Genomic DNA, 26,465 nt, shown 5'->3' with positions numbered 1-26,465 from the left:
CCGCGGGTGTCTGTTGCGCCGGTCCGTCAGGAGCGTTGACCCATGTCCCCTTCCCAGTCCCGGCTGTTCACCCCGATCCTGATCGGCGGCTGCATGATCCTGCTGATCAACTTTGCCATGCGGGCGAGTTTCGGCGTCTTCCAGATCCCCGTCGCCGAGACCTTCGGCTGGCCGCGGGCCGAGTTCAGCCTGGCGATCGCCATCCAGAACCTCGCCTGGGGCTTCGGGCAGCCGCTGTTCGGGGCGCTGGGGGAACGCTGGGGCGACCGCTGGGCGATCATCCTGGGCGCATTCCTCTACGCGCTGGGGCTGCTGATGACCGCCGTCGCCACCACCCCAGAGGCCATGCAGCTGTGGGAGGTCGCGGTCGGCTTCGGCATCGCCGGCACCGGCTTCGGTGTGGTGCTGGCGGTGATCGGGCGCGCGAGCAGCGACGAGAACCGCAGCCTCGCGCTGGGGATCGCCACCGCCGCGGGCTCGGCCGGGCAGGTGGTGGGGGCGCCGCTGGCGCAGGGGTTGCTGGCGGTCCTGCCCTGGCAGCAGGTGTTCATGGTCTTTGCCGCGCTGGTGCTGACGGTGCTGCTGTTCCTGCCGATGCTGGGCAACACCAGGCCCGCGCCGAAACACGAACTGGAAGAAAGCATGGGCAGCGTGCTCAAGCGCGCCATGGTCGACCCCAGCTTCCTGATGATCTTTGCCGGGTTCTTTTCCTGCGGCTATCAGCTGGCCTTCATCACCGCGCATTTCCCCGCCATGATCACCGAGATGTGCGGCCCGATCTCGCCCGACGGCGGGCTGGCGGCGCTGGGGATCGGCACCACCTCGGCACTGGGGGCGGCGTCACTGGCGCTGATCGGCATCGCCAATATCGGCGGGTCGATCATGGCGGGCTGGCTGGGCAAGAAATACAGCCGCAAATACCTGCTGGCCGGCATCTACACGCTGCGCACCATCATCGCGGCCTGGTTCATCCTGACCCCGATCACCCCCGCCACGGTGGTGGTGTTCTCGCTGGGGATGGGGGCGCTGTGGCTGGCGACGGTGCCGCTGACCTCGGGTCTGGTCGCCTATATCTACGGGCTGCGCTACATGGGGACGCTGTACGGCTTCGTGTTCCTGTCGCACCAGCTGGGGTCGTTCCTGGGGGTGTGGCTGGGCGGCTGGCTGTATGACGTCTATGGCGACTACACGGTGGTCTGGTGGGTGGGCGTGGGCGTCGGCGCGTTTTCGGCGCTGATCCATCTGCCGGTGCGCGAGGCGCCGGCGGGGCTGGCCCGCAGCCCTGCCCCCGCCCAGTGAGGTGATCAGCCCTCGGCCACCGACAGGATCCAGGCGGCGGTCATCAGGTCCAGATGCGCGCCCCCGCCGTTCTTGGCGACGGTGATCTCGTGGTCCGAGCGGCGCGAATAGGCCCCCGCCGGCAGGTCGTAGAAATCGGCGAGGATGTCGCTTTCGCGGATCGCGCCCGCGTCGATCGGGATCTGGATTTCCCCGATATGGCCGAGGGTGGTGGCACGACTGTCGACGAACAGCCGGGCATTCTTCAGCAGATCGTCGTCACCCTCGCGCATGTCGGGGCGAAAGGCGCCGATCAGGTCGACGTGGGTGCCGGGGGACAGCCACTCGCCGCGCAGCACCGGCTGGGTGGCCATGGTGGCGGTGGCGATGATTTCCGCGTCGCGCACCGCCGGTTCCAGATCGCGCACCGCTGTGGCCGAGACCCGCTGCGCCAGCGCCTCGGCCCCGGCGGGCGAGCGGTTCCAGATGCAGACCTGCGCGTCGGGGATCAGGGCGCGATAGGCATGGACCATGCTTTCCGCGACAGCGCCCGCGCCGATCACCAGCACCCGCCGCGCATCCGGCCGCGCCAGCCGACGCGCCGACAGCAGGCTGTCGCCGGCGGTCTTCCATTTCGTCACCAGGTGGAAATCGACCAGCGCCCGCAGCTGCCCGGTCACGTCGTCCAGCAGGTTCACCACCCCGTTCACCACCGGCGCGCCGCGCTCGCTGTTGCCGGGAAAGATCGTCGCCGGCTTCACCGCCAGCCCCAGGCCGTCGATCCAGGCGCTGCGGGTCAGCAGCGTATCCTTGCCCCGATACAGGAAGCTGTCGGCGATTTCCGCGCGCGGCAGCTCGTGACCCTGGGCCAGCGCGTCGGTCAGCGCCAGCCAGTCCAGCCGGGGTTCGATTTCGGGGCCGATGATCTGCATGATGGTTTCTCCGCCTGCGTGCGCAGGTCTAGACGCAACACGCTGCGCGTGCCAGAGCCTGCGGCAGGAAGAAGCGGATGGCCCCGATGAACGACGCGCATGTCACGGTGCTGCTGGCGCTGTACCGGGGCGAGCGGTTCCTGCAGGCGCAGCTGGACAGTATCGCCGCGCAACAGGTGGACTGGCGGCTGCTGGTCAGCGACGACGACCCCGGTGCGGGCGCGGGGATCATCCGCAGCTTTGCCGCCGCGCATCCGGGCCGGGTAGCGCTGCGCACGGGACCGGGGCGGGGGGCGGCGGCGAATTTCCTGTCCATGCTGGCGGCGCTGCCCGCCGGCCCCGGGTTCGTGGCGCTGTCCGATCAGGACGATGTGTGGCTGGCCGACAAGCTGCCGCGCGCGCTGGCTGCCTTGCAGGGGGCGGGCGAGGCCCCGGCGCTGTATTGTTCCCGCGCCACCATCTGCGATGCCGGGCTGCGCCCGCTGGGGCTGACGCCGGCGCCGCGGCGTCGGCCCTCGTTCCGGCATGCGCTGGTGCAGAATCTGGTGCAGGGCAACACGGCGGTGCTGAACCCGGCGGCGGCGGCGCTGGCGCGGCAGGCGGCGCAGGGGGCGGGGGTCGGGGAAGGGTATGGGGCCGGGGATGGAGTCCGGGCGGTGGTCATGCATGACTGGTGGCTTTACCAGCTGATTACCGGCACCGGCGGGCGGGTGATCTGGGATCCGCGCCCTTCGGTGCTGTACCGCCAGCACCGGGGCAACGTGGTCGGCGCCAATGCCGGGCTGCGGGCGCGGCTGGCCAGCGCCGGGCGGATGCTGGCGGGCCGCCACCGCGACTGGAGCCTTGCCACCCTGCACGAGATGCAGCGCCTGCATCCGCTGCTGACCCCTGAACACCGCGCCGTGCTGGAGGATTTCGCCGCGCTCTGCGGCCCCGGCGCGGGGGCGCGGCTGCGGGCGCTGCGGCGCGGGGGGTTCCACCGCCGCGACGCCCCCTCGCAGGCGCTGCTGTGGCTGGCGGCGGCGCTGGGGCGGGTATAGGGCGGGGGTCGGCACAGAGGGGCTTGCAACCGCCCGGGCGCTGCCCCAGCCTCCGCGCCGTCCCGACCGGAGATTTCATGCAGCTTTTCCTCAACCCCGGGCTGATCGCACTGACGCTCGGCTATACGCTCAGCCAGTTCTACCGCGCGTTCCTTGCGGTGCTCAGCCCCACGCTCGAGGCCGAGCTGGGCGCGAGCCCCGGCGACCTGGCGCTGTCCTCGGGCATGTGGTTCATCGCCTTCGCGCTGATGCAGCTGCCGGTGGGCTGGGCGCTGGACCGGATCGGGCCCCGGCGCACGGCGGCCGCGGCGCTGGCGCTGGGCGGCGGCGGCGGCGCGGCGGTGTTCGCGCTGGCCACGCAGCCATGGCACCTGCATCTGGCGATGGGGCTGATCGGCGCGGGTTGCGCGCCGGCGCTGATGGCGGCCTATTACATCATCGCCCACGACTATCCGCGCCACGTGTTTGCCGCGCTGACCGGGATGATGATCGGGCTGGGCTCGCTGGGCAATATCCTGGGCGCGGCGCCGCTGGTCGAGCTGATCCACGCCGTCGGCTGGCGGCAGTCGCTGTGGCTGCTGGCGGCGGTCACGCTGCTGGTGGCGGCGATGGAATGGGTGGTGGTGCGCGATCCACGCCACGAAGGCACGCCGCCCCGCGGCAGCATCCTCGACATCCTGCGGCTGCGGGTGCTGTGGCTGATGCTGCCGCTGTTCGCGACCAGCTATGCCGCCTCGGCCGCGATAAGGGGGCTATGGGCCGCGCCCTATCTGCAGGACGTGTTCGGCGCCGACGACATCGCCATCGGCCGCGCGACGCTGGTGATGGGGATCGCGATGGTGATCGGCAATCTGGCGCTGGGGATCGGGATCCGGGTGTTCGGCTCGGCCCGGCGCGCGGCGCTGGCGGGACATGCGGTGGCGCTGGCCTCGCTGGGGCTGCTGTGCCTGATGCCCGGGCACAGCATCGCGCTGTCGGTGGCGCTTCTGGGGCTGATCGGGCTGGTGGGGGCGAATTATTCCATGCTGATGGCCGATGCGCGGCTGCATCTGCCGCAACATCTGGTGGGGCGGGGGGTGACCTTCCTCAACATGATCTCGATCGGCGGGGCGGGGATCATGCAGTTCGCCTCGCGCCCGTTGTATCAGTCGGCGCAGGGGCTGGCGGGGGCTGCGCCCTATATGGTGCTGTTCCTGTTCTTCCTGCTGCCGATGGCGCTGGGAACCCTGCTCTACATGACCACCCCCGAGGCGAGCCATGATTGAACCGGACCGGATCGAGGTCGTCGCCCCCAACCTCAAGCGGCGGCTATCGGGGGTCACCGCCACGGTGGTGCGGCTGATCCCGGTGCAGGCGCGGATGATCGGCATCGTCGCGACCGGGCCGGGGCTGCCGCCCGGGCTGCCGCATATCCCGCTGGCCCGCGCCGCCACCCTGCCCCGCGACCGCTGGCGGGTCTGGCATGCGCGCCGCAACACCGAAATGGCGCTGGGGCTGATCCTGCGCCACCTGCTGCGGCGGCGCTATCGGCTGCTGTTCACCAGCGCGGCGCAGCGGCGCCATACCGGCTTCACCCGCTGGCTGATCCGCCGGCAAGAGGCGCTGATCGCGACCTCGCCGCAGGCGGCGTCCTATCTGGAACGCCCGGCGACGGTGATCCTGCACGGGGTCGATACCGCGGTGTTCCACCCCGCCGCCGACCGCACCGCCCTGCGGCGCGAGCTGGGGCTGGACCCCGATGCGGTGCTGATCGGCTGTTTCGGGCGGGTGCGGGCGCAAAAGGGCGTGGACCTGCTGGTCGAGGCCGCCTTGCAAGTATTCCCCCGGCACCCGCGCGCGCAGTTGCTGTTCAGCGGCCGCATCACCCCAGACAACCGCGGCTTTGCCGATGCGCTGATCGCCCGCGCCAACGCCGCCGGGCTGGGCGACCGCATCCGCTTTCTGGGCGAGATCCCGTGGGACCGCGTGGTGCAGCTTTATCGCACGCTGGACCTGTTCGCGGCCCCGGCGCGGTGGGAGGGCTTCGGCCTGACCCCGCTCGAGGCGATGGCCAGCGGCGTGCCGGTGATCGCCGCCCGCGTCGGCGCCTATGAGACGCTGATCCGCGACGGCGAGACCGGCACCCTGATCCCCCGCGACGATGCCGGGGCGCTGGCCGCGGCACTCGACCGCTGGCTGTCCGACGACGCCGGCCGCGAGGCCGCAGGCCGCGCCGCCCGCGCCCATGTCGAGGCGCATCACGCCATCGAGGACGAGGCAAGCGCCATCGTCGGCGTCTATCGGCAGCTGCTGGGCGGCCGGCCATGAACCGGCTGCGCTTCCTGCTGGCGCGCACCCTGCGGGACGAGGCCGCACTGGCCGCGCTGTCGGTGCCGCAGGCGGAGCTGCTGGCGGCGGCGGCGGGGCGCGACATCGCGCTGGTCGGCAACGCCCGCTCGCTGTCCACGCAGCACCACGGCGCCGCCATCGACACCTCGGGGCTGGTGGTGCGGATCAACCGCGCGCCGATGCCCGCGCCGGAAAGCCACGGCAGCCGCACCGACTGGCTGGCGCTGGCCGTGCGGCTGCCGGATGCGGATCGCCAGCGGCTGCACCCCGGCCGCATCTTGTGGATGTCGCCCAAGCGCAAGCGGCTCGACTGGGGCACCGCGCGCAGCAACGGGTTCTACCTGCACCCGCTGGCGGATTACCGGGCGCTGGCGGCGGAACTGGGCGCCCCGCCCAGCACCGGGATCATGGCGATCGAGCTGCTGCTGCGCGCCCAGCCCGCGCGGCTGACGCTGTACGGGTTCGACTTCTTCGCCTCAAAATCGCTGTCGGGGTCGCGGAATGCCGCGCAGGTGCCCCATGATTTCGCGGCCGAGGCCGAATGGGTCCGCGCCCGCGCCGCCGCCGACCCGCGGCTGCGGATCGCCTGATCAGCGGCGGTCATCCCGGCCCCGGGTCCTCGTCCCAGATCTCGGTCAGCGAGCGGTTGCCGATCCGCAGCAGCCGCCCCAGCGTCGCGGCCAGCCCGATGTCGTCGCGCCGCTCGGCGCAGACCGCCACGTCCACCGCCACCCCGGCCAGCGAGGTCATCCCCAGCTGCCAGGCCAGCCGCGCCAGCATCTCGGCCCGCATCGCCAGCGCCGCTGCATCGCCCTGCGCCGCCGCCGCGCGCAGGTCCTGAAGCCCGCGCGCCAGCTGTTCCAGCGCCAGCGTCAGCACGTCATGCGCCGCGGTCTCGCCCAGCTCGTCCACGATCTCGGCCAGCCGGCGCGAATCGATCTGCACCTTTTCCGTCATGGTCAGAACCGTCAGCTCCGCCATCGTCCACCCCGCCAATCCTTGCGCCCCGTGTCCCCACACGTCAGGGCAGACTAGGCGCGGGTGCCTCAAGAAATCCTTACCGGAACCGGCAGAAATCGCTCGCAGTTTAGGGATCGGGACACTATCCAGAACCGCGACAAGCAAAACGAGGCCCCCATGACGATCCGTCCGCTGCCCCAATACCTCGTCCAGCGCTACCATGGCTGGCACGCCACCACCTATGCCGACAACAGCGCATGGTACCGGCGACTGGCGGACGAGGGGCAGCGCCCGCGGGCGATGGTGATTTCCTGCTGCGATTCGCGGGTGCATGTCACCTCGATCTTCGGGGCGGACACGGGCGAGTTCTTCATCCACCGCAACATCGCCAACCTGGTGCCGCCCTATGCGCCGGATGGCGAACAGCACGGCACCTCGGCGGCGGTGGAATATGCGGTGCGCGAGCTGCATGTGTCGCATCTGATCGTGATGGGCCACAGCCAGTGCGGCGGCATCGCCGGCTGCCACGCGATGTGTTCGGGACAGGCGCCCGAGCTGGACGAGGCCACCAGCTTCGTCGGCCGCTGGATGGACATCCTGCGCCCCGGCTACGAGCGCGTGGCCAGCCTGCCGCCCGAGGAGCAGATCCCGGCGCTGGAACAGGTGGCGGTGCGGGTGTCGCTGGAAAACCTGCTGACCTTTCCCTTTGTCGCCGCGGCGGTCGAGGCGCGCGAGCTGTCGCTGCACGGGCTGCTGCACGACATCCGCACCGGCCAGCTGACCATGATCGGCGAGGACGGGCGGTTCGTGCCGGTCTGAGGCACCCGCATCCTCTTTGCGGCAAATCTGGTATGCCAGATTGCGCGTTGTCCCGGGCCGCGCTAGGGTTCGCCGGACAACGGGCAAGAGGTGTTTCGTGAAACTGCTGCGCTATGGACCGGCGGGCCGGGAAAAGCCGGGAATGCTGGATGATCAAGGGCAGGTGCGCGACCTGTCGGGGCATGTCGCCGACATCGCGGACGAGGTGTTGACCCCGCAGGGGCTGGCGCGGCTGCGCGCGCTGGACCCGCAGGCGCTGCCGCTGGTCGCGGGCACGCCGCAGCAGGAACTGCGGCTGGGGCCCTGCGTCGGACTGGTGCGCAAGTTCATCGCCATCGGGCTGAACTACGCCGACCACGCCGCCGAATCGGGGATGCCGGTCCCGGACGAGCCGGTGGTGTTCAACAAGTGGTCCAGCTGCATCACCGGCCCCGACGACGACATCCGCATCCCCCGCGGCTCGGAAAAGACCGATTGGGAGGTCGAACTGGGCGTGGTCATCGGCGCCCCGGCCAGCGACGTGTCCGAGGCCGAGGCCATGGCCCATGTCGCCGGCTATTGCGTGGTCAACGACGTCAGCGAGCGCCACTGGCAGCTGGAACGCGGCGCCACCTGGGACAAGGGCAAGGGCTTCGACAGCTTCGGCCCCATCGGCCCCTGGATGGTCACCGCCGACCAGATCGCCGACCCGCAGGCGCTGGCGATGTGGCTCGAGGTGGACGGGCGGCGCTTTCAGGACGGCTCGACCGCGACCATGGTGTTCGGGGTGGCGGCGCTGGTCAGCTATTGCTCGCGGCTGATGACGCTGATGCCGGGCGACATCATCACCACCGGCACGCCCCCGGGCGTCGGCATGGGGCAGACGCCGCCGGTCTATCTGAAGGGCGGCGAGACCGTCACCCTGGGGATCGAGGGGCTGGGCCGGCAGACGCAGCGGGTCGTGGCGCCCAGATGACCGAGGCCCGGCTGCGCGAGACCCTGTGCGAGCTGGCCGCCTCGCTGTTCGCGCGCGGGCTGACGCATGGCTCGACCGGGAATATCTCGGCGCGGACGGCGGATGGCGGGCTGCTGGTCTCGCCCACCGGCACCAGCTTCGGACGGCTGGACCCGGCGCGGCTGGCGCGGTTCGACGCGGCAGGGCGACACATCGGCGGCGACAGGCCGACCAAGGAAATGCCGCTGCACCGCGCCTTTTACGACACGCGCGAGGGCGCGGGGGCGGTGGTGCATCTGCATTCCTGCCACTCGGTCGCGCTGTCGGCGCTGCCGGTGGCCGACCCCGGGGATTTCCTGCCGCCGCTGACCCCCTATGCGGTGATGCAGCTGGGGCGGGTGCGGCTGCTGCCCTATTTCCGCCCCGGCGACCCGGCGATGGGCGATGCGGTGCGCGAGCTGGACGGGCGCCACGCGGCGGTGATGCTGGCCAACCACGGCCCCGTCGTCGCCGGCCGCAGCGTCGAGGCCGCCTGCGACGCCATCGAAGAGCTGGAGGCCACCGCAAGGCTGGCATTGATGCTGCACGGGCTGCCCGCGCGCGGGCTGACCCCGGCGCAGGTGGCCGAGTTGCTGGCTGCGCGCGGGGATGCGGGCTGATGGCGCGGTTTTCGGCCAATCTGGGCTTCCTGTGGGCCGAGCTGCCGCTGCCCGACGCGATCCGGGCCGCCGCCCGCGCGCGCTTCGACGCGGTGGAATGTCACTGGCCCCATGCCGACCCGGCGGCGGACCCGGCCGCGATCCGCGCGGCGCTGGCCGAGACCGGGCTGGAGATGCTGGGCCTGAACACCCTGCGCGGCAATCCGGGCGAGAACGGCCTGTCCGCCCTGCCCGGGCGCGAGGCCGAGGCGCGGGCCGAGATCGACCGCGCGCTGGCGTTCGCCGCCGGCATCGGCTGTCGCGCCGTGCATGTGATGGCCGGGTTTGCGCAAGGTGCGCAGGCCGAGGCGGCGTTCCGCGACAACCTCGACTACGCCTGCCGCGCCGCCGCCGCGCAGGGGGCGTTGGTGCTGATCGAGCCGCTGAACCATTACGACGCGCCGGGATATTTCCTCAACCGCTCGGATCAGGCGGCGGCGCTGATCGCGCAGCTGGGCCACGACAACCTGCGGCTGATGTTCGACTGCTACCACCTGCAGGTGATGGAGGGCGACATCTCGCGCCGGCTGCAGCGGCTGCTGCCGGTGATCGGCCATGTGCAGATCGCCTCGGTCCCCGACCGCGGCCCGCCCGACCATGGCGAGCTGGACTACCGCCATATCTGCGCGCTGCTGGACGGGCTGGGCTGGGACCGGCCGCTGGGGGCGGAATACCGGCCCCCGGGGCCGACCGGCGACAGCCTGGGCTGGCTGGCGGCGCTGCGCGCGGTGTGACCCCGTCGCGCAGCTGGTTCGGCTGCGCCCCAAGGCGGGTATTTGGGCCAGAAAGAAGTCCCTGCCGGGTTGACGGCTGCTAGCGCGGTTCCGCGGCCAGGGCGGCGCGGAGGCCGTCGCGGCGGAGGGTTCCCAGCAGGTCGCGGGTGGTGTCGATGAAGCCGCGGTTGCCGGTCAGCGCCGCGGGCGCGAGCCCGGGCAGCGCCAGCACCGAGGCGACCAGCGCGCCGTCATCCGCCCCCGCCCGCTGCGCCAGATCCAGCAGCGCCGCGCCGCGGGGGTCGTCGGGGATCTGGCCCGCGGCCGCCAGCTGCGCCAGCCACGCCAGCCAGACGGCGGTGGCAAAGGCAAACGGGCGCGGATCGGCGCCCGCAGACAGCGCCTCGGCGGCGGGGGCGAACCAGCGCTGCGGCAGTTTCTCGGTCCCGTCCATGGCGATCTGGCGGGTCTGGTGGGCGATGGCGGGGTTGGCAAAACGCGCCATCAGCGCCTGTGCGTAAGCCCCGGGGTCGAGCCCGGCGCCGCGGGGCAGCGTCGCGCCCGCGGCCTGCATATGGCGGCGGATCAGCGGCGCCAGATCCGGGTCGGCCACCGCCTCGCGCACATGCGGCAGGTCCAGCAGCTGCCCGGCGTAGGCGATCAGCGAATGGGCGCCGTTCAGCATCCGCAGCTTCATCGCTTCATGCGCGCGCACGTCGGCGACCAGCTGGGCGCCGCCGGCCTCCCACGCGGGGCGGCCCTGGGGGAAGTGGTCCTCGATCACCCATTGGCTGAAGGGCTCGGTCTCGACGCAGGCAAGATCGCGGTGGCCGGTCAGCGCCTGCACGTCGGCCAGGGTCTGCGGGGTCGCCGCCGGGGTGATGCGGTCGACCATGGTGGCGGGAAAGGCCACGAGATCGGCAATGCGGGCCGCAAGGTCCGGATCGCGGCGGCGGGCAAAGCCCAGCACGCCCGCGCGCAGCAGCGCCCCGTTGTCGGGCAGGTTGTCGCAGCACAGCACCGTGAACGGCGCCACCCCCGCCGCCAGTCGCGCGGCCAGCGCGGTGGTGATGATCCCCAGCACCCCCTGCGGCGCCTGCAGCTGCGCCAGGTCATGGGCCACCGCCGGATGCGCCGGGTCCGCGTCCATCGCGGCGCGGTCGATGCCATAGGCCTTTTCCGAGACGGTCAGCGACAGGATGCGGATCGCGGGGTCGCAGGCGGCGCGCAGGATCGCCGCCGGGTCGCCGCCGATCGCGGGGCCATGGGCGCCGATCACCCGCGCACGGTCCTGCGGGCCACGTTCCAGCACCGTGTACAGCCCGTCCTGCGCGTTCAGCGCCTGCGCGATCTCGCGGCTGCGCAGATTGGCGCCGAGGATGCGCCAGTCGCCGCCCTCGGCCGCCAGCGCGTCGTCGGTATAGACCGCCTGATGGGCGCGGTGGAATGCGCCGAGGCCCAGATGCAGGATCCCGAACCCATGCGCCGCGCGGTCATAGCCCGGGCGGGCCACCCCGCGCGGCAGGTCGGCAAGCCGCGTCAGACGCGGGCTCATACCCGCGCCCCATGCGTCAGCGCCAGCTCCACCCCGCGCAGCTCGGCCAGCCCCTTCAGCCGCCCGATAGCGGGATAGCCGGGCTGGCCGCCGCGGCCGAGGTCGTCAAGGATGTCCTGCCCGTGGTCGGGGCGCATGGGGATGTTCCAGTCGGCGCGGCCCGCCTCGCGGCGGCGCTTTTCCTCGCGCAGGACGGCGGCGACCAGCGCCACCATGTCGGTCTGGCCGGCCAGATGCTCATCCTCGAAGAACGAGCCGCGGATCGCGGCGCTGTCGCGGCGGACGTTGCGCAGGTGCAGGAAATGCACGCGCTCGCCCAGCCGCTCCATCATGCCCGGCAGGTCGTTGTCCGGCCGCGCCCCTAGCGAGCCCGAGCACAGCGTGATCCCGTTCGCGGGCAGGTCCACCGCGGCCATGCGCTCGGCATAATCGGCCTCGGTCGACATGACGCGGGGCAGGCCCAGCAGCGGGAAGGGCGGGTCGTCGGGGTGGCAGCACAGCCGCATCCCGATGTCCTGCGCGACCGGGGCCACCTGTTCCAGGAAGTCGTGGAAATTGCGGCGCAGCACCGCGTCGGTGACCGGCGCATAGCTGTCCAGCAGCGCCCGCACGTCCTCGAGCGTAAAATGCTCGGCCGCGCCGGGCAGGCCGAAGACCACGTTGCCGGCCAGCTGCTCGCGCCTGGCCTCGTCCATGGCGGCAAAGCGGCGGGCGGCCTCGTCGCGGATCTCCTCGGGGAAGTCCTCGGCCGCACCGGGGCGGCGCAGGATATGGATGTCGAAGGCGGCGAAATCGGTGAAGTCGAAGCGCATGCAGCGCGCGCCGTTCGGGCGCCGCCACGCCAGGTCGGTGCGGGTCCAGTCCAGCACCGGCATGAAGTTGTAGCACAGCACCTCGATGCCGGCGTCGCGCAGATGGCGCATCGAGGTGATCCAGTTAGCGACATGTTCACGCCAGTCGCCGGTCTGGGTCTTGATCGCCTCGCTGACCGGCAGGCTTTCCACCACCTCCCATTTCAGCCCCGAGGGTGCGCCGTCGGCCATCGCCGCAATCTCGGCCTGGCGGCGGGCGATCTCCGCCGGGGTCCAGACCACACCGGTCGGGACGTGGTGCAGGGCGGTCACGACGCCCTGCACCCCTGCCTGCATCATGTCGTCGATCGAGACCCGATCCTTAGGGCCGAACCAGCGCCAGGTATGTCGCATTCAGTCAGTGTCCTTGTCTGTCAGGCCGCAAGCCCGAGGTCGTCCGACCACAGGCAATCGGGGCCGAAATCGCCGATGTCGTTGATGCCGCAAAGCGCCATGGTCAGGTCCATCTCGCGGCGCAGGATCCCAAGCGCGGTTTCCACGCCCTTTTGCCCCATCGCCCCCAGCCCATAGGTGAAGGCGCGGCCGACAAAAACGCCGTTCGCGCCCGTGGCGATGGCTTTCAGCGCCTCTTGCCCGGACTGGATGCCGCTGTCGAGATACAGCGGGAAATCCGGCCCCACCGCGCGGCGGATCGCCGGCAGCGCCCGAATGGTCGAGGGCGCGCCGTCCAGCTGCCGGCCGCCGTGGTTCGAGACCAGGATCGCGTCGGCGCCGGTGTCCAGCGCGCGGCGCGCATCCTCGGGATCGTTGATGCCCTTCAGGATCACCGGCCCGCCCCATTTGCGGATGATCCGTTCCACCCGCGCCCAGTCCAGCCGCTGGTCGAACTGGCGCGAGGTCCAGTCCATCAGGTCGCCCAGACTGTCCACCCCGCGCGCATGGCCGACGATATTGCCAAAGCTGCGCCGGCGGGTGCCCAGCATCCCCAGCGCCCAGCGCGGATGCAGGGCGATGTTCAGCAGGTTGCCCAGCGTCAGCCGCGGCGGCGCGGTCATGGCGTTCTTCAGGTCCTTGTGGCGCTGGCCCTGGATGGTCAGGTCCAGCGTCAGCACCAGCACCGTCACCCCGGCGCGGCGGGCACGCTCAAGCACGTCGTCCAGGAACTCCTCGTCCCGCAGCGTGTAGAGCTGGAACCAGAAGGGCGCGCCGGTCGCCTGCGCGATATCTTCCAGCGAGCACATCGACATGGTGGACAGCGTAAAGGGGACGCCCGCCGCCACGGCTGCGCGGGCGGCGTGGATCTCGCCGTCGGGGTGCTGCATCCCCAGCAGCCCGACCGGGGCCAGCGCCAGCGGCATCGAGACCGGCTGCCCCAGCATGGTGGTGGCGAGGCTGCGCGCCTCGATATTGCGGGCGACGCGCTGGCGAAAGCAGATGCGCTCGAAATCGGTGCGGTTGGCGCGATAGGTGCCGCCGGTCCAGGCGCCGACATCCACATAGTCGTAGAACATGCGCGGGACCCGGCGCCGGTGCAGGCGCCGCAGGTCCTCGATCTCGGTGATGACCGGCATGGGATCAGGCCCCGAAATCCAGCTGCACCTTGACCGCCTGCGTCCGGTCGCCGGCCAGGTCGAAGGCGCGCTGCGCCTCGGCCGCGGGCAGCACCTGGGTGACCATTGGCGACAGGTCGATCCGACCCGCGCCGATCATGGCCACGGCCTGCGCGAACTCGACATCGAAGCGGTGGGTGCCGACCAGATGCAGCTCTCGCCCGACGATCAGGTTCAGCGGCACCGGGGTCACGCCGCCGACGCCGATCTGCACCATGGTCGCCTGCGGCCGCGCCACCGCGATCGCCTGCGCGATGGCGTGCGGGTTGGCCGAGCATTCCAGCACCACGTCGATGCGGCCCTTGCCCTGCGCGTAATCGGCCAGCCCCTCGGGGTTTTCGGCCACGTTCACGCAGCGGTCGGCGCCCATGCGGCGGGCGATCCCCAGCGTGAAGTCCTGCACATCCGTGACCACGATCTCGGCCGCGCCGTGCAGCCGCGCAAGCGCAGTGCAGATCGCGCCAATGGGACCGGCGCCGGTGACCAGCACCCGCTGGCCGGCCAGCTCGGGGGCCTTGCTCAGCGCGTGCAGGCAGACGGCCAGCGGCTCGGCGCCCGCTGCATCGGCGGCGCTGGCTCCTGCGGGCAGCGGCAGGCACTGGCTGGCCGGGTGATACAGGCGGTGACGGAAGAACCCGTCCTCATGCGGCACCCGCATGGCCGAGCCGTTGAACCGCATGTCCAGGCAATGCCGCTCGATCCCCGCGCGGCAGTATTCGCAGGTCCCGCAGGGGCGCGAGGGCGACAGCGCCACCAGCTGCCCCGGCACCAGCCCCGAGCCCTCGGGGGCGGCCTCGACCACGCCCGCGGCCTCGTGGCCCAGGATGATCGGCTGGCGCACCCGCACCGGGCCGAAGCCGCCGTCGTGATAGTAATGCAGGTCGGATCCGCAGATCCCGCCCCGCGCCACCCGGATCAGGGCCGCGCCGGGTTCCGGCACGGGGTCGGGCAGCGGCTCGATGCGCAGGTCGTGGGCGGCGTGAAGCCGGCAGGCAAGCTCTTGCGTCATGCGGTCAGTTCCCCATCAGCGTATTGGGCAGCCAGGTTGCAAACGGCGGGTAATAGGACACCAGCAGCAGCACGATGATGTTCGAGATCAGGAACGGGATCACCGCGCTGATCACCTTGGCCAGCGGCTCGCGCGCGATGTTGCAGGCGACGAACAGGCAGACCCCCACCGGCGGCGTGGTCAGGCCGATCATCAGGTTCAGCACCGCAAAGGTGGCGAAATGCAGCGGCTCGATCCCGACGCTGGTCGCAAGGCCCAGCAGCGGCACGAACAGGATGATCAGCGCGGCGATGGTTTCCATGAACATGCCGATGACCAGCAGCAGCATGTTGATCAGCAGCACCACCAGGATCGGGTTGTCGGTGATCGCCAGCACGCTGCTGACCAGCAGCTGCGGGATCCGCTCGGACGCGAGGATCGAGCCGAAGACGTTTGCGAACCCCACCAGCGCCAGGATCCCGGCCGAGGTGACGGCGCTGGTCGCCACGATCCGCGGCACTGCGCGCACCGGCAGCTCGCGATAGACGAAGGCGCCGACGACAAAGGCGTAGATGCAGGCGACGATGGCGGTCTCGGTGGGGGTAGCGATGCCGGTCAGCAGCCCGCCGATGATCAGCCCGGTCATCGCCAGCGCCCAGAACGCCCCCAGAAAGGCCATGAACAGCTCGCCGAAGCCTTGCCATTCCTGCCGGGGATAGTTGCGGCGCACGGCCAGGATATAGCAGGTGATCCCCATGGCGACGCCCATCAGCACGCCCGGCACCGCCCCGGCCAGGAACAGCTTGCCGACCGAAATCCCCGACAGCGCGCCGACGATGATCATCGGTACGCTGGGCGGGATCATCGGGCCCACCGTGGACGAGGCGGCAGTGATCGCGGCGGCGAAATCGCCCGGATAGCCGGATTTCTTCATCCCCGGGATCATCACCCCGCCGGTGGCCGCGACATCAGCGACCGCGGTCCCGGAAATGCCGCCGAACATCATCGAATCCGCGACGTTGGCCATGGCCAGCCCGCCGCGCATCCAGCCGACCAGCGCGTTGGCCAGCCGGATGATCCGCTCGGTGATGCCGCCAAAGTTCATCAGGTTGCCGGCCAGGATGAAGCCGGGGATGCACAGCAGCACGAACACGTCCATGCCCGCGAACATCCGCTGCGGGATGGTGACCACCGGCAACCCGGCCGCCAGGATATAGGCCAGCGACGACAGGCCCAGGCAGATCGCGACCGGCACGCCCACGGCCAGCGTTACGACAAAGGTGGTCAGCAGCAGGAAAAGATCCACGAGATCAGCCCTCTTCGTCGAAATGGGGGCGCCCGTCCTCGGTGCCGGCGATCATGCCGACCACCCGCAGCAGGGCGAACAGGAACAGCAGCACCGCCAGCAGCAGGATCGAGGCGTGCACGTAATGCATCGGGATCCGCAGGCTGGGCGCGCGTTGCAGCGCCCCGATAGCGGTGAACTTCCACGCGGGCAGGATCATCACCGCGCCCATCACCGCCGTCGCCGCGGCCGCGAGCAGCCGCAGCCACCAGGCCAGGCTTTCGGGCACCGATTCCTGCAGCAGGTCGACGTTGACCAGATCGCCCGACAGCAGCGACAGGCCGATGCCGAATGCGGTCATGTAAAGCAGCAGATAGCGCGACAGTTCTTCGGTCCAGACCGGCGAATACAGGCCAAAGGTGCGGGTGGTGATCTGGATCGTCACCACCGCGATCAGCGCAAAGAACACCGCCGCCATCGCGACGCGGCACAGCGCGGACACGGCGTGTTGCAGCTTGGCAAGGGTTTGCATCGGTTCCCGTCCCTCATGGGCGGCTGCGGCGCCGGTCCCGGCGCCGCAGCCGGCAAGATCAGTTGTCGAGCAGCTCTTCCACGATCGGGCGCAGCTCGTCGCCGACGCTGGCGATCACCGCATCGCGCGAGCCTGCTGCGAATGCCGCCTGGTCGACCTCGACAAAGGTCATGCCCTTGGCTTCCAGATCGGCGCGGATCGCGTCCTCGTCCTGCAGGAACTGGGCGCGCTCGAACTCCTGCGCGCGGCGCGCGGCTTCCAGCACATGCTCGCGGTCGGCTTCGGAGAGGCGCTGCCAGACCTGCTCGGCAATCGCCATGTAGATCCACGAGCGCACATGCTCGGTCATGTTCACGTGGCTTTGCACCTCGTTCAGCGAGGCGGACTGGATCAGCGCCAGCGGGTTTTCCTGCCCGTCGATGGTGCCGTTCTGCAACGAGGTGAACACCTCGGAAAACGCCATCGGCGTCGGCTGCGCGCCCAGCGCGGTCCAGGTGTCGACGAACAGCGGCACGTTCGGCACCCGCAGCCGCATCCGGTTCAGCTCGGCGGGGGTGGTGATGGCGCGGTTCGCGGTCAGGTTGCGCGGGCCGCGGGCGAAATAGCCGATCGGGCGGACCTGGGCGCGCTCGATGATCTGGGCCTCGATCTGCTTGCCGATGTCGCCGCTGGCCACCGCGTCCATCTGTTCAAGCGAGCGATAGGCGTAGGGCACTGCCAGCAGCGCCGCCATCGGCGCCCAGTTCTGCAGGCTTTCGCCGGTGATGGTCATCTCGACGGTGCCCAGCTGCATCCCGTTGATCAGGTCCATCTCGCGCCCCAGCGAATCGTTGGGGAACACCTCGACGGCGACGCGGCCCTCGGTCAGGGCGGCGACTTCCTCGGCGAATTTCAGCGAGCCCTTGTGCCACGAGTTCTGTTCGTTCGCCAGGTGGCCCAGCTTCAGCGTGACATCGGCGGCGGCATGGGCGCGGCCGATGAAGGGCGCGGCCAGCACGGCGGTGCCGGCGAGGGCGGCGAATTGGCGGCGGTTCAGTCTGGTCATGGTCTCCTCCGGGTTGACCGATTCAGGGGGCAAAAATTTCAGGATGCGCGCTGGCGATCTCGGGCATGTCGATCAGCAGCTCGCGCAGATGGCGGCGCATCGCGGCCTCGGCCTGCGCGGGGTCGCGGGCGCGCAGCCCCTGCACGATGGCCTGATGCTGGGCGATCAGCTTGCCGGTGTCGAAGGCGCGCGCCGAGATATGGCGCAGCCGGTTCATCTGGGACTTCAGCCCCTCGAGCACCTGCCACACCGCCTCGTGCCCGGCGGCCTCGGCCAGCAGGCGATGGAAACGGTCGTCCAGCGCCACAAAGCCCGCAACATCCTGGCGGGAGACGGCGGCACGCTGCTGGTCGATCTCGGCGTCCAGTCGGTCCAGCAGCGCATCGTCCGCGGTCTCTGCCAGCATCCGCACCAGGTCGCTTTCCACCGCCTCGCGGATCAGCCGCGCCGACAGCACGGCGGACAGGGAAATCGGGCTGACATAGGTGCCGCGCTGGGGGCGGACCTCGGTCAGCCCCTCGGCGGTCAGGCGGATGAAGGCTTCGCGCACCGGCTGGCGGCTGACGCCCAGGCGGTTGCCGATCTCGGTCTCGCTCAGGCGCGCGGCGGGGGGCAGCTCGCCGCGGATGATGGCGCCGCGCAGCCATTCATGCAGCTGCGGAACGGTCGGCTGCGTAAAGTCGATGCTTGGCCCGGCCTGCATTGATTCCCTCGCTCCCACGGCAACCATGATAACGCATACTTGTATGCCAGTAAACCCGCTTGTCGCCCCCACCCCGCGTGACAGCCCGGCAACACCATGATATCCGGCGGCAATGGCTTTCTCCCCCACCTCACGCGGAACGGACGCGGAACTTCCAGCGGACCGGCCACTTTCCGACCGGGATCGCGGACGCATCCTGGCGGTGCTGCTGGCGGTGATCTTCATGTCGCTGGTCGGTGTCAGCATCGTGAACGTGGCGCTGCCCTCGATCCAGCACGACCTGGGCGCCGAGCGCTCGGACATGCAGTGGGTGCTGTCGGGCTATGCGCTGACCTTCGGGGTGATCCTGGTCGCCGCGGGGCGGGCGGGCGACATCCTGGGGCGCGGCGGGTTCTTCCTGGTCGGGGTCGGCGTGTTCACCGCAGCCTCGGTCGCGGCGGGGCTGGCGCCGGATGCGCATTGGCTGAACGCGGCCCGGTTGGCACAGGGGATCGGATCGGGGCTGCTGAACCCGCAGGGGCTGGGGATGATCCAGCAGCATTTCCGCGGGGCCGAGCGTGGCCGTGCCTTTGGCCTGCTGGGTACCGCGGTCGGGTTCTCGGTCGCCATCGGCCCGGTGCTGGGCGGCGTGCTGATCCAGTTCGGCGGCCCCGACCTGGGATGGAGGCTGACCTTCCTCGTCAACGTGCCCATCGGCATCGGCGCGATCCTGCTGGGGATGGCCTGGTTCCCCCGGCCGCTGTTCCACCCCACCCCCGCCGGGCTGTGGCGGGCGCTGGACCCGATGGGGGCGGTGCTGCTGGCGCTGGCGATCCTGGCGGTGCTATGGCCGTTCATGGAATCCGGCGGATCGGTACGGACCTGGGGGCTGCTGCCGGTGGCGGGCGCGCTGCTGTGGCTGTGGGTGCGCTGGGAACGGCGGCAGGCGCGGCTGGGGCGCAGCCCGATGGTCGACCTGCGCATCTTCCGCACCCGCAGCTTCACCAACGGCTCGCTGGTGATGGCGCTGTATTTCCTGGGGATGACCAGCATCTGGGTGCTGGTGGCGCTGTATCTTCAGCAGGGCGAGGGGAAATCCGCCTTTGAATCGGGGCTGGTCGGGATCCCGGCGGCGCTGCTGTCGGCCTGGGCGGCGAACTGGGCCGGGCGGCGGGTCGGGCGCTGGGGCCGCGCCATCGTGATCTGGGGGCTGGTGCTGGCACTGGCCGGGCTGGCGGCCAGCATCGCGGTGGTGGTGGCGGCGCAGCGCCACGGGCTCAGCGTCTGGTGGCTGCTGGTCACGCTGTCGCTGATCGGGCTGGCGCAGGGGGCGGTGATCAGCCCCAACCAGACGCTGACTCTGGAAGAGGTGCCGCTGGATTATGCCGGCAGCTCGGGCGCGGTCATGCAGACCGGGCAGCGCATCGGCACCTCGGTCGGGATCGCGATGATCACCGCGGCGGTGTTCGCGGTGCTGGCGGTGTCGGGCTGGCCGGTGGCGGTCACCGTCGGCTTCACGCTGATCGGGCTGGTGATCCTGGCGGCGCTGGTCGTCGCCATCAAGGACCAGCGCCAGCGCACACGGGACCGCAACCGCCCCGCGGGCTGAGCCCCCTTCCGTCCCCGCCGCGCCCGGACTATGCCCGGGACCGCACCCGGGGCGCGGCCGCATGGGTATTTGGACCAGAAAGAATCCCCACCCCGGTTCAGGGGCGCATGGGGCGTCTTTCTGGCTCAAATACCCACGGGCGCAGCCGCGACGCCAGAACAGGAGAACCCGCCTTGAAACCCACGCTTCACGTCATCATCGCCTCGACCCGGCCCGGCCGTGTCGGCCCCTCGGTCGCCGAGTGGTTCGCCGGCTTCGCCCGCGCCCATGAGGGGTTCGAGGTGGCGCTGGTCGATCTGCAGGATTTCGACCTGCCGCTTTATGACGAGCCGGTGCACCCCGCCCGCCAGGACTATCGCCACGACCACACCAGGCGCTGGTCCGAAAGCGTGGCGGCGGCCGACGCCTATGTCTTCGTGATGCCGGAATACAATTACTTTCCGCCGCCGTCGCTGGTGAACGCCTGGGACTATGTGTACCGCGAATGGAACTACAAGCCCTGCGGCTTCGTCAGCTACGGCGGGCTGTCGGGCGGGCTGCGCGCGGTGCAGGCGGCCAAGCTGCAGGCCACCACGCTGAAGATGATGCCGATGGTCGAGGGGGTGGCGATCCCCATGGTCGGCACGCTGCTGGACGACGCCGGCCGCTTCGGCTCGAACGCGCTGATCGACAATGCCGCCACCACCATGCTGGACGAGCTGCACCGCTGGAGCGTGGCGCTAGAGCCGATGCGCGCCCCGGCGTAGGCGTGGCAATCACGGCCCTGCCGGCGAAAACCTTGCCGGCAGGGCTGCTCGGGTTTGCGGGCGGGGAATACGGATCGGTCGCGCCCGGAGTTACAACCCGCCCGAGAGTTGCAGGGCGCGGGCAAAGAAATCCTCGGCCCCGAAATTGCCGGATTTGAGGGTGATGGCGAAGGCGCCGTCGCGGTCGGGGGCGACGCACCAGGGCACGCCAGGCGCGATCTCGGCGCCGATCTGCAGGCCGGACACCCCCAGCGCCTGCACCACCGCCCCCGAGGATTCTCCCCCCGCCACCACAAAGCGGGTGACGCCGCGGGCGCGGCCGGCGGCGGCGGCGGCGGACAGCGCCTCTTCGACCAGATTTCCGGCGCGCTCGACCCCCAGTGCGGCCTGGGCGGCGGCAACCTGGTCGGGCTCGGCCGCGGCGTGGACCAGCGCGGTGCCGGTCTGGGCGCGCACCCAGGCGACGGCCTCGGCCGGGCCGGTCTCGGCCAAGCGCAGCGGGTCCAGCCGCAGCGTCGGCACAAGCGGCGCAAATGCCGCGACCTGGCGGCGGGTCATCGCCGAGCAGCTGCCCGACAGCACCAGCGCCGGCCCGCCGGGCAGATCGGGGATGTTGCCCGGGCTGGCTTGCGGCAGCTCGCCGCGCGCGCGCAGCACCGCGGGCAGCTGCGCGGCAAAGGCGCTGCCGCCGCACAGCAGGGGCAGCCCCGCCCCCGCCTGCGCCAGCGCCGCCAGATCCTCGTCGCGGATGGTGTCGGCGATCAGATGCGCCGGGCCTGCGGCGATGGCCGCGGCGATGGCGTCCGGCCCGGCGGCGATGGTCGGCCAGTCCACCAGCCCCACCGCCTGCCCCAGCTGCGCCGACAACAGCCGCGTCAGGTCGCTGTCGCGCATCGGGTTCAGCGGGTGGTCGCGCATCGGGCTTTCGGCCAGTGGCTGGCGGCCGACGAACAGATTGCCCATGAACACCCGCCGACCGTTCTCGGGAAACCCCGGCGCGTGCAGCGTATGCGCGCCCGCTCCCGCCGCCAGCAGCGCCTGCGCCACCGGGCCGATATTGCCCTGCGCGGTGCTGTCGAAGGTCGAGCAGTATTTCCAGTAGAGCCGCGCGGCCCCGGCGCGGATCAGCCAGTCGCGCGCCGCCATCGCCGCCGCCACCGCCTGATCCGCGGGAACCGAGCGGATCTTGAGCGCGATCACCTCGACCTCGGCCAGCTCGGCAGGGTCGGGGTCCGCCGCCGGCAGCCCGATCCGCAGCGACACCGCCGCGCCCGAGCGCGCCACCAGCGCCGCAAGGTCCGAAGCGCCGGTGATGTCGTCGGCGATGCAGCCCAGGGCCAGGCGGCTCATTGCGCCTCTCCTTCCACGGCCTGCGCGCCGGGCAGGGTCACGCCCGCCCGCTGCGCCAGCAGCAGCGCGACGGCGGCGTCGTCCAGCCGCCCCAGCCCCTGCTGCGATGCCTCGCGGAACAGGGAAAGCGCGGTGTCCGACAGCGGCACCGGCGCGCCGCTGGCCGCGGCCGCCTCGGTGACGATACCCAGGTCCTTGACGAAGATGTCCACGGCCGAGCGGGGGGCATAATCCCCTTCCACCACATGCGTGCCGCGGTTGGCGAACATCCAGCTGTTGCCGGCGCAGGACTGGATCACCCGGTGCACCTCGGCCAGATCCATCCCCCAGCTGGCGGCCAGCACCAGTGCCTCGGCCGCGGCGGCGATATGGACCCCGGCCAGCAGCTGGTTGATCACCTTCATCCGGGCGCCGGCGCCGGGCTGCTCGCCCAGCCGGAACACCGTCTCGGCAATCGCCTCCAGCGCCGGCGCCGCGCGGTCGAAGGCCGCCTGCGGCCCCGCGGCCATCATGGAAATCTGCCCGGTCTCGGCCCGCGCCGCACCGCCCGACACCGGTGCGTCGACGGCCAGCATCCCTGCATCCGCCAGCCGTTCGCACAGCGACTGCGCATCCAGCGGCGCCATGGTGGCGCAGAGGACAAAGACGGTGCCCGGGCGGGCGGCGGCGACGGCGCCGCCGTCCCCGAACAGCACCGATTCGGTCTGCGCCGCGTTCACCACATAGACGAAGACCACATCCGCCCGCGCCGCCAGCCCGGCGGGGTCGCGGCAGGGGGTGCCGCCGGCGCTGGACAGCGCCTCCATCGCCTCGGCGCGCAGGTCCAGCCCCAGCGTGGGCAGCCCGGCACGGGCCAGCGACAGCGCCGCGCCCAGCCCCATCGACCCCAGCCCGATCACGCCCGCGGTCAGTCCGCCGTCCGCCATGCCACCCCCCTCTCCCGGTCCATCGTCGCGACGATGCGGCGCGATGTATACGTTGTCAATCTGCCCATTGCGCCAGTTTGCCGGAGAAATTGCAGAATAAAAATACTTGCCAACCCGCTTGCTCGCGCTAACATCCCCGTAATGAATACCTTTGGGAGGAGGTGTCCATGGCATCCGTCACCATCGATTCCGTGCGCAAGTCCTACGGCGCACACGAGGTGCTGCATGGAATCGATATCGCCATCGACGAAGGCGAATTCGTGGTGCTGGTCGGCCCGTCGGGCTGCGGGAAATCCACGCTGCTGCGAATGCTGGCGGGGCTGGAACACATCAGCTCGGGGCGGATCCTGATTGGGGACCGGGTGGTCAACGACCTGCCGCCCAAGGATCGCGACATCGCCATGGTGTTCCAGAACTATGCGCTCTACCCGCATCTGACCGTGGCCGAGAACATGGGATTCTCGCTGAAGCTGGCGGGGGAAAAACGCGCGGCGATCGCGGAAAAGGTGCGGCCGGCGGCGGAAATCCTGGGGCTGGCGCATCTGCTGGACCGCTATCCGCGGATGCTGTCGGGCGGGCAGCGCCAGCGCGTCGCCATGGGCCGCGCCATCGTGCGCAACCCGCAGGTGTTCCTGTTCGACGAGCCGCTGTCGAACCTGGACGCCAAGCTGCGGGTGTCGATGCGGGCGGAAATCAAGAATCTGCACCAGCGGCTGAAGACCACCACCGTCTATGTCACCCACGACCAGATCGAGGCGATGACCATGGCCGACAAGATCGTGGTCATGCATGACGGGATCGTGGAACAGATCGGCGCGCCGCTGGAACTGTACGACCACCCGGCGAACCTGTTCGTCGCCGGGTTCATCGGCAGCCCGGCGATGACCTTTGTCCCCGGCGCGCTGGACGGGGACGGCTGGTTCCGGGCCGAGGACGGCACAAGACTGCCGCTGGCCGACACCGGCCGCGCCCGCGCCGGGCAGAAGCTGATCTACGGCATCCGCCCCGAGGCGATGGCGCTGGGGGGAGACATCCCGCTGACCGTAGGCGTGACCGAACCCACCGGCGCGGAAACCCATGTCGTCGGCACCCTGGGGGGCGCCGACATCACCGGGGTGTTCCGCGATCGCGTGACTGCGCGCCCGGGCGAGACCCTGGGCATCCGCATCGACGGCGCCGCGGCGCATCTGTTCGACGCCGAGGGGGGCGCCCGGCTGTCGGGCTGAGCCCTCTTGCGCCGAAAAAGCCCGGCGCAACCCGCGCCGCAACTGTCATCCATGGGGAGGAGGAACCCGGACATGACCATCAACCGCAGGACATTGCTGCAAGGCTCGGCCGCGATCGCGGCGGGGGCGGTGCTGACCGGCCCGTTCGGGCGAGCGCTGGCCCAGGGCGCGGGCGCCGCGCCGATGTTCACCCCCGAAGAGGGCGCGTCCCTGCGCCTGCTGCGCTGGGTGCCCTTCGTCAAGGCCGAGGAAGAGGCGTGGAACGCGAACACCCGCGCCTTTACCGAAGCCACCGGGGTCGAGGTCACCATCGACCAGGAAAGCTGGGAGGACGTGCGCCCGAAAGCCGCCGTCGCCGCCAATGTGGGTTCCGGCCCCGACATGGTGATGAGCTGGTTCGACGACCCCTTCCAGTATCCCGACAAGCTGGTCGACGTCACCGACCTGTGCACCATGCTGGGCGAGGCGCATGGCGGCTGGTACGACGGGCTGGCTGCCTATGGGCAGCAGGACGGTAAGTGGATCTCGACGCCGCTCTGCGCCATCGGCAACGCCATCTGCTATCGCGACAGCCACATGAAGGCCGCGGGCTTCGAGGAGTTCCCGACCGATACCGAGGGCTTCCTGGCGCTGTGCGCGGCGCTGAAGGAAAAGGGCACCCCGGCCGGGTTCCCGCACGGCAAGGCGGTGGGCGACGGCAACAACTATGCCCATTGGCTGCTGTGGTCGCATGGCGCGCAGCAGGTGGACGAACAGGGCAACGTCACCATCAACAGCCCCGAAACCGCCGCCGCCATCGAATATGCCAAGAAGCTGTATGCGACCTTCATCCCCGGCACCGAAAGCTGGCTGGACGTGAATAACAACCGCGCCTTCCTGGCCGGAGAGGTGTCGCTGACCGCCAACGGCGTGTCGCTGTATTATGCGGCGATGAACGACCCGGCGCTGCAGGAAATCGCGGCCGACATCCGCACCACCAACCTGCCCGTCGGGCCGGTGGGCAAGTCGGTCGAGCTGCACCAGACCTCGACCATCTCGATCTTCAGCCACTGCAAGTATCCGAACGCGGCCAAGGCGTATCTGGAGTTCATGTACCGTTCGGACAACATGAACCGCTGGATCGAATCGGCCTCGGCCTATTGCTGCCAGGCGCTCAAGGAGTTCGCGGCCAACCCGGTCTGGACCTCGAACCCGATCCACGCGCCCTATGCCAGGGCATCGGAATCGCTGCGGGTGAACGGCTATGCCGGGCCGCTGGGGCCGGCATCCGCCGGGGCCATGGCCGATTACGTGCTGGTCGACATGTTCGCCGAGGCCGTCACCGGCCAGCGCTCGACCGAAGAGGCGATCGCGAACGCCGAACGCCGCCTGCAGCGCTACTACCGCTAGGAACCGGCGCCGGTCCCCGCAGATCCGGGGGCCGGCGCGCCCATGCTGCCGTCCGAGGTTCGCACCATGACCAGCCCTGACACCCTGACCCCTGCCGCCCCCCGCCCCTCGCGCTGGCGACGGCTTGTCGAAAGCCGCGGCGGGCTGGGCCTGCTGTTCATGCTGCCTGCGGCGGTGTTCCTGCTGTGCTTCCTGACCTATCCGCTGGGGCTGGGGGTGTGGCTGGGCTTTACCGACACCCGCATCGGCCGCACCGGCAGCTTCATCGGGCTGGAGAATTACCAGTGGCTGGCCGACGACCCGGTGTTCTGGCTCAGCGTGTTCAACACGATGCTGTATACCACGGTCGCCTCGGTGCTGAAGTTCGGGCTGGGGCTGTGGCTGGCGCTGCTGCTGAACCGCAACCTGCGGTTCAAGAACTTCTTCCGCGCGATCATCCTGCTGCCCTGGGTGGTGCCGACGGTGCTGTCGGCGCTGGCCTTCTGGTGGATCTACGATTCGCAGTTCTCGATCATCAGCTGGGTGCTGATGTCGCTGGGGATCATCGACGCCCCGATCAACTTCCTGGGCGACCCCTGGAATGCGCGCTGGTCGGTGATCGCGGCCAATGTCTGGCGCGGCATCCCCTTCGTGGCGATCTCGCTGCTGGCCGGGTTGCAGACCATCCCGCAATCGCTGAACGAGGCCGCCGCCATCGACGGCGCCACCGCCTGGCAGCGCTTCACCAAGGTCACCCTGCCGCTGCTGACCCCGATCATCGCGGTGGTGATGACGTTTTCGGTGCTGTTCACCTTTACCGACTTCCAGCTGATCTACGTGCTGACCCGCGGCGGCCCGGTGAACGCCACCCACCTGATGGCGACGCTCAGCTTCCAGCGCGCCATCCCCGGCGGCCAGCTGGGCGAAGGCGCGGCCATCGCGGTGGCGATGATCCCGTTCCTGCTGGCGGCGATCCTGTTCAGCTTCTTCGGCCTGCAACGGCGCAAATGGCAGCAAGGGAACGACTGA

General features: G+C 70.5%; 26 protein-coding genes. 14 read left to right on the top strand and 12 right to left on the bottom strand.

The window, feature by feature from the left end:
• The first annotated feature begins 42 nt into the window (after positions 1-42).
• Positions 43-1,299 (top strand): MFS transporter, encoded by a 1,257-nt coding sequence (locus tag BUB57_RS08605; RefSeq protein ID WP_073065301.1) that lies wholly within the window; start codon positions 43-45, stop codon positions 1,297-1,299.
• A gap of 5 nt (positions 1,300-1,304) precedes the next feature.
• On the opposite strand, the gene BUB57_RS08600 is transcribed toward BUB57_RS08605, so the two are convergent.
• Positions 1,305-2,210 carry an ornithine cyclodeaminase family protein gene (locus BUB57_RS08600; protein WP_073065298.1) on the bottom strand — a complete coding sequence of 302 codons (906 nt, stop codon included), beginning with the start codon at positions 2,208-2,210 and terminating at the stop codon, positions 1,305-1,307.
• A 77-nt stretch (positions 2,211-2,287) separates the two neighbouring features.
• On the opposite strand from BUB57_RS08600, the gene BUB57_RS08595 reads away from it, so the two are divergent.
• The 4 genes from BUB57_RS08595 (at position 2,288) to BUB57_RS08580 (ending at position 6,168) form a co-directional block, all read left to right on the top strand.
• Positions 2,288-3,250, top strand: a complete 963-nt coding sequence (locus BUB57_RS08595) for a glycosyltransferase (RefSeq protein ID WP_084732050.1) — start codon at positions 2,288-2,290, stop codon at positions 3,248-3,250.
• A 77-nt stretch (positions 3,251-3,327) separates the two neighbouring features.
• Positions 3,328-4,515 carry an MFS transporter gene (locus BUB57_RS08590; RefSeq protein ID WP_073065292.1) on the top strand — a complete coding sequence of 396 codons (1,188 nt, stop codon included), beginning with the start codon at positions 3,328-3,330 and terminating at the stop codon, positions 4,513-4,515.
• A complete protein-coding gene (locus BUB57_RS08585; RefSeq protein ID WP_084732049.1) occupies positions 4,508-5,557 on the top strand; it encodes a glycosyltransferase family 4 protein in 1,050 nt (349 codons plus the stop codon). Before BUB57_RS08590 ends, BUB57_RS08585 begins: the two co-directional genes overlap by 8 nt.
• Positions 5,554-6,168, top strand: coding sequence for a glycosyltransferase family 29 protein (locus tag BUB57_RS08580; RefSeq protein WP_073065289.1), 615 nt, complete (start codon positions 5,554-5,556; stop codon positions 6,166-6,168). The genes BUB57_RS08585 and BUB57_RS08580 overlap by 4 nt, the downstream gene beginning before the upstream one ends.
• 10 nt (positions 6,169-6,178) lie before the next feature.
• Here the strand turns inward: BUB57_RS08580 and BUB57_RS08575 are convergent, their stop codons facing one another.
• Positions 6,179-6,559 (bottom strand): hypothetical protein, encoded by a 381-nt coding sequence (locus BUB57_RS08575; RefSeq protein ID WP_073065286.1) that lies wholly within the window; start codon positions 6,557-6,559, stop codon positions 6,179-6,181.
• A 156-nt stretch (positions 6,560-6,715) separates the two neighbouring features.
• Between BUB57_RS08575 and BUB57_RS08570 the strand changes: the two genes are divergently transcribed.
• The 4 genes from BUB57_RS08570 (at position 6,716) to BUB57_RS08555 (ending at position 9,723) form a co-directional block, all read left to right on the top strand.
• Positions 6,716-7,357 carry a carbonic anhydrase gene (locus BUB57_RS08570; RefSeq protein ID WP_073065283.1) on the top strand — a complete coding sequence of 214 codons (642 nt, stop codon included), beginning with the start codon at positions 6,716-6,718 and terminating at the stop codon, positions 7,355-7,357.
• Positions 7,358-7,454: 97 nt separating this feature from the next.
• Positions 7,455-8,312, top strand: coding sequence for a fumarylacetoacetate hydrolase family protein (locus BUB57_RS08565; protein ID WP_073065278.1), 858 nt, complete (start codon positions 7,455-7,457; stop codon positions 8,310-8,312).
• Positions 8,309-8,950, top strand: a complete 642-nt coding sequence (otnC, locus tag BUB57_RS08560) for a 3-oxo-tetronate 4-phosphate decarboxylase (RefSeq protein ID WP_073065275.1) — start codon at positions 8,309-8,311, stop codon at positions 8,948-8,950. The genes BUB57_RS08565 and otnC overlap by 4 nt, the downstream gene beginning before the upstream one ends.
• Complete coding sequence (locus tag BUB57_RS08555; RefSeq protein WP_073065271.1) at positions 8,950-9,723, top strand: hydroxypyruvate isomerase family protein; 774 nt, start codon at positions 8,950-8,952, stop codon at positions 9,721-9,723. Before otnC ends, BUB57_RS08555 begins: the two co-directional genes overlap by 1 nt.
• Before the next feature lie 79 nt (positions 9,724-9,802).
• Here the strand turns inward: BUB57_RS08555 and BUB57_RS08550 are convergent, their stop codons facing one another.
• Genes BUB57_RS08550 through BUB57_RS08515 form a run of 8 tightly spaced genes read right to left on the bottom strand, consistent with a single transcriptional unit; the run spans position 9,803 to position 18,232 of the window.
• Positions 9,803-11,257 carry a mannitol dehydrogenase family protein gene (locus BUB57_RS08550; RefSeq protein WP_073065268.1) on the bottom strand — a complete coding sequence of 485 codons (1,455 nt, stop codon included), beginning with the start codon at positions 11,255-11,257 and terminating at the stop codon, positions 9,803-9,805.
• The gene (gene uxuA, locus BUB57_RS08545) at positions 11,254-12,462 is read right to left on the bottom strand and encodes a mannonate dehydratase (protein ID WP_073065265.1); all 1,209 of its coding nucleotides are present in this window, start codon (positions 12,460-12,462) and stop codon (positions 11,254-11,256) included. Before uxuA ends, BUB57_RS08550 begins: the two co-directional genes overlap by 4 nt.
• 20 nt (positions 12,463-12,482) lie before the next feature.
• Entirely contained in the window at positions 12,483-13,640 is a 1,158-nt protein-coding gene (locus BUB57_RS08540; RefSeq protein ID WP_073065262.1) for an alpha-hydroxy acid oxidase, read from the bottom strand.
• Positions 13,641-13,644: 4 nt separating this feature from the next.
• The gene (locus tag BUB57_RS08535; RefSeq protein ID WP_073065259.1) at positions 13,645-14,688 is read right to left on the bottom strand and encodes an L-idonate 5-dehydrogenase; all 1,044 of its coding nucleotides are present in this window, start codon (positions 14,686-14,688) and stop codon (positions 13,645-13,647) included.
• 4 nt (positions 14,689-14,692) lie between these two features.
• Positions 14,693-15,973 carry a TRAP transporter large permease gene (locus BUB57_RS08530; protein WP_073065256.1) on the bottom strand — a complete coding sequence of 427 codons (1,281 nt, stop codon included), beginning with the start codon at positions 15,971-15,973 and terminating at the stop codon, positions 14,693-14,695.
• Positions 15,974-15,977: 4 nt separating this feature from the next.
• Positions 15,978-16,484, bottom strand: a complete 507-nt coding sequence (locus tag BUB57_RS08525; RefSeq protein WP_073065252.1) for a TRAP transporter small permease — start codon at positions 16,482-16,484, stop codon at positions 15,978-15,980.
• Positions 16,485-16,542: 58 nt separating this feature from the next.
• On the bottom strand, positions 16,543-17,529 hold the full coding sequence (locus BUB57_RS08520; protein ID WP_073065594.1) for a TRAP transporter substrate-binding protein: 987 nt from the start codon (positions 17,527-17,529) through the stop codon (positions 16,543-16,545).
• Between the two features lie 22 nt (positions 17,530-17,551).
• Complete coding sequence (locus tag BUB57_RS08515) at positions 17,552-18,232, bottom strand: GntR family transcriptional regulator (protein ID WP_073065249.1); 681 nt, start codon at positions 18,230-18,232, stop codon at positions 17,552-17,554.
• 112 nt (positions 18,233-18,344) lie between these two features.
• On the opposite strand from BUB57_RS08515, the gene BUB57_RS08510 reads away from it, so the two are divergent.
• Together BUB57_RS08510 and BUB57_RS08505 are read left to right on the top strand one after the other, a co-directional pair.
• Entirely contained in the window at positions 18,345-19,820 is a 1,476-nt protein-coding gene (locus BUB57_RS08510) for an MFS transporter (protein ID WP_073065246.1), read from the top strand.
• Positions 19,821-19,993: 173 nt separating this feature from the next.
• Positions 19,994-20,566 carry an NADPH-dependent FMN reductase gene (locus BUB57_RS08505; protein ID WP_073065242.1) on the top strand — a complete coding sequence of 191 codons (573 nt, stop codon included), beginning with the start codon at positions 19,994-19,996 and terminating at the stop codon, positions 20,564-20,566.
• 90 nt (positions 20,567-20,656) lie between these two features.
• Here the strand turns inward: BUB57_RS08505 and otnK are convergent, their stop codons facing one another.
• Positions 20,657-21,916 carry a 3-oxo-tetronate kinase gene (otnK, locus tag BUB57_RS08500; RefSeq protein WP_073065238.1) on the bottom strand — a complete coding sequence of 420 codons (1,260 nt, stop codon included), beginning with the start codon at positions 21,914-21,916 and terminating at the stop codon, positions 20,657-20,659.
• Positions 21,913-22,842: an L-threonate dehydrogenase gene (gene ltnD / locus BUB57_RS08495; RefSeq protein WP_073065235.1), complete on the bottom strand. Its 930-nt coding sequence runs from the start codon at positions 22,840-22,842 to the stop codon at positions 21,913-21,915. The genes otnK and ltnD overlap by 4 nt, the downstream gene beginning before the upstream one ends.
• A gap of 167 nt (positions 22,843-23,009) precedes the next feature.
• Here ltnD and BUB57_RS08490 point away from each other — a divergent pair, with 167 nt between their 5' ends.
• The 3 genes from BUB57_RS08490 (at position 23,010) to BUB57_RS08480 (ending at position 26,465) form a co-directional block, all read left to right on the top strand.
• Positions 23,010-24,068 carry an ABC transporter ATP-binding protein gene (locus BUB57_RS08490; protein ID WP_073065232.1) on the top strand — a complete coding sequence of 353 codons (1,059 nt, stop codon included), beginning with the start codon at positions 23,010-23,012 and terminating at the stop codon, positions 24,066-24,068.
• Positions 24,069-24,140: 72 nt separating this feature from the next.
• Positions 24,141-25,457: an ABC transporter substrate-binding protein gene (locus BUB57_RS08485; RefSeq protein WP_073065231.1), complete on the top strand. Its 1,317-nt coding sequence runs from the start codon at positions 24,141-24,143 to the stop codon at positions 25,455-25,457.
• A gap of 66 nt (positions 25,458-25,523) precedes the next feature.
• A complete protein-coding gene (locus BUB57_RS08480) occupies positions 25,524-26,465 on the top strand; it encodes a carbohydrate ABC transporter permease (protein ID WP_143159667.1) in 942 nt (313 codons plus the stop codon).

This window comes from Paracoccus solventivorans (assembly GCF_900142875.1).
In the GTDB taxonomy this organism is placed as follows: Bacteria; Pseudomonadota; Alphaproteobacteria; order Rhodobacterales; family Rhodobacteraceae; genus Paracoccus; species Paracoccus solventivorans.
This window is presented reverse-complemented; position numbering and strand designations above follow the sequence as displayed.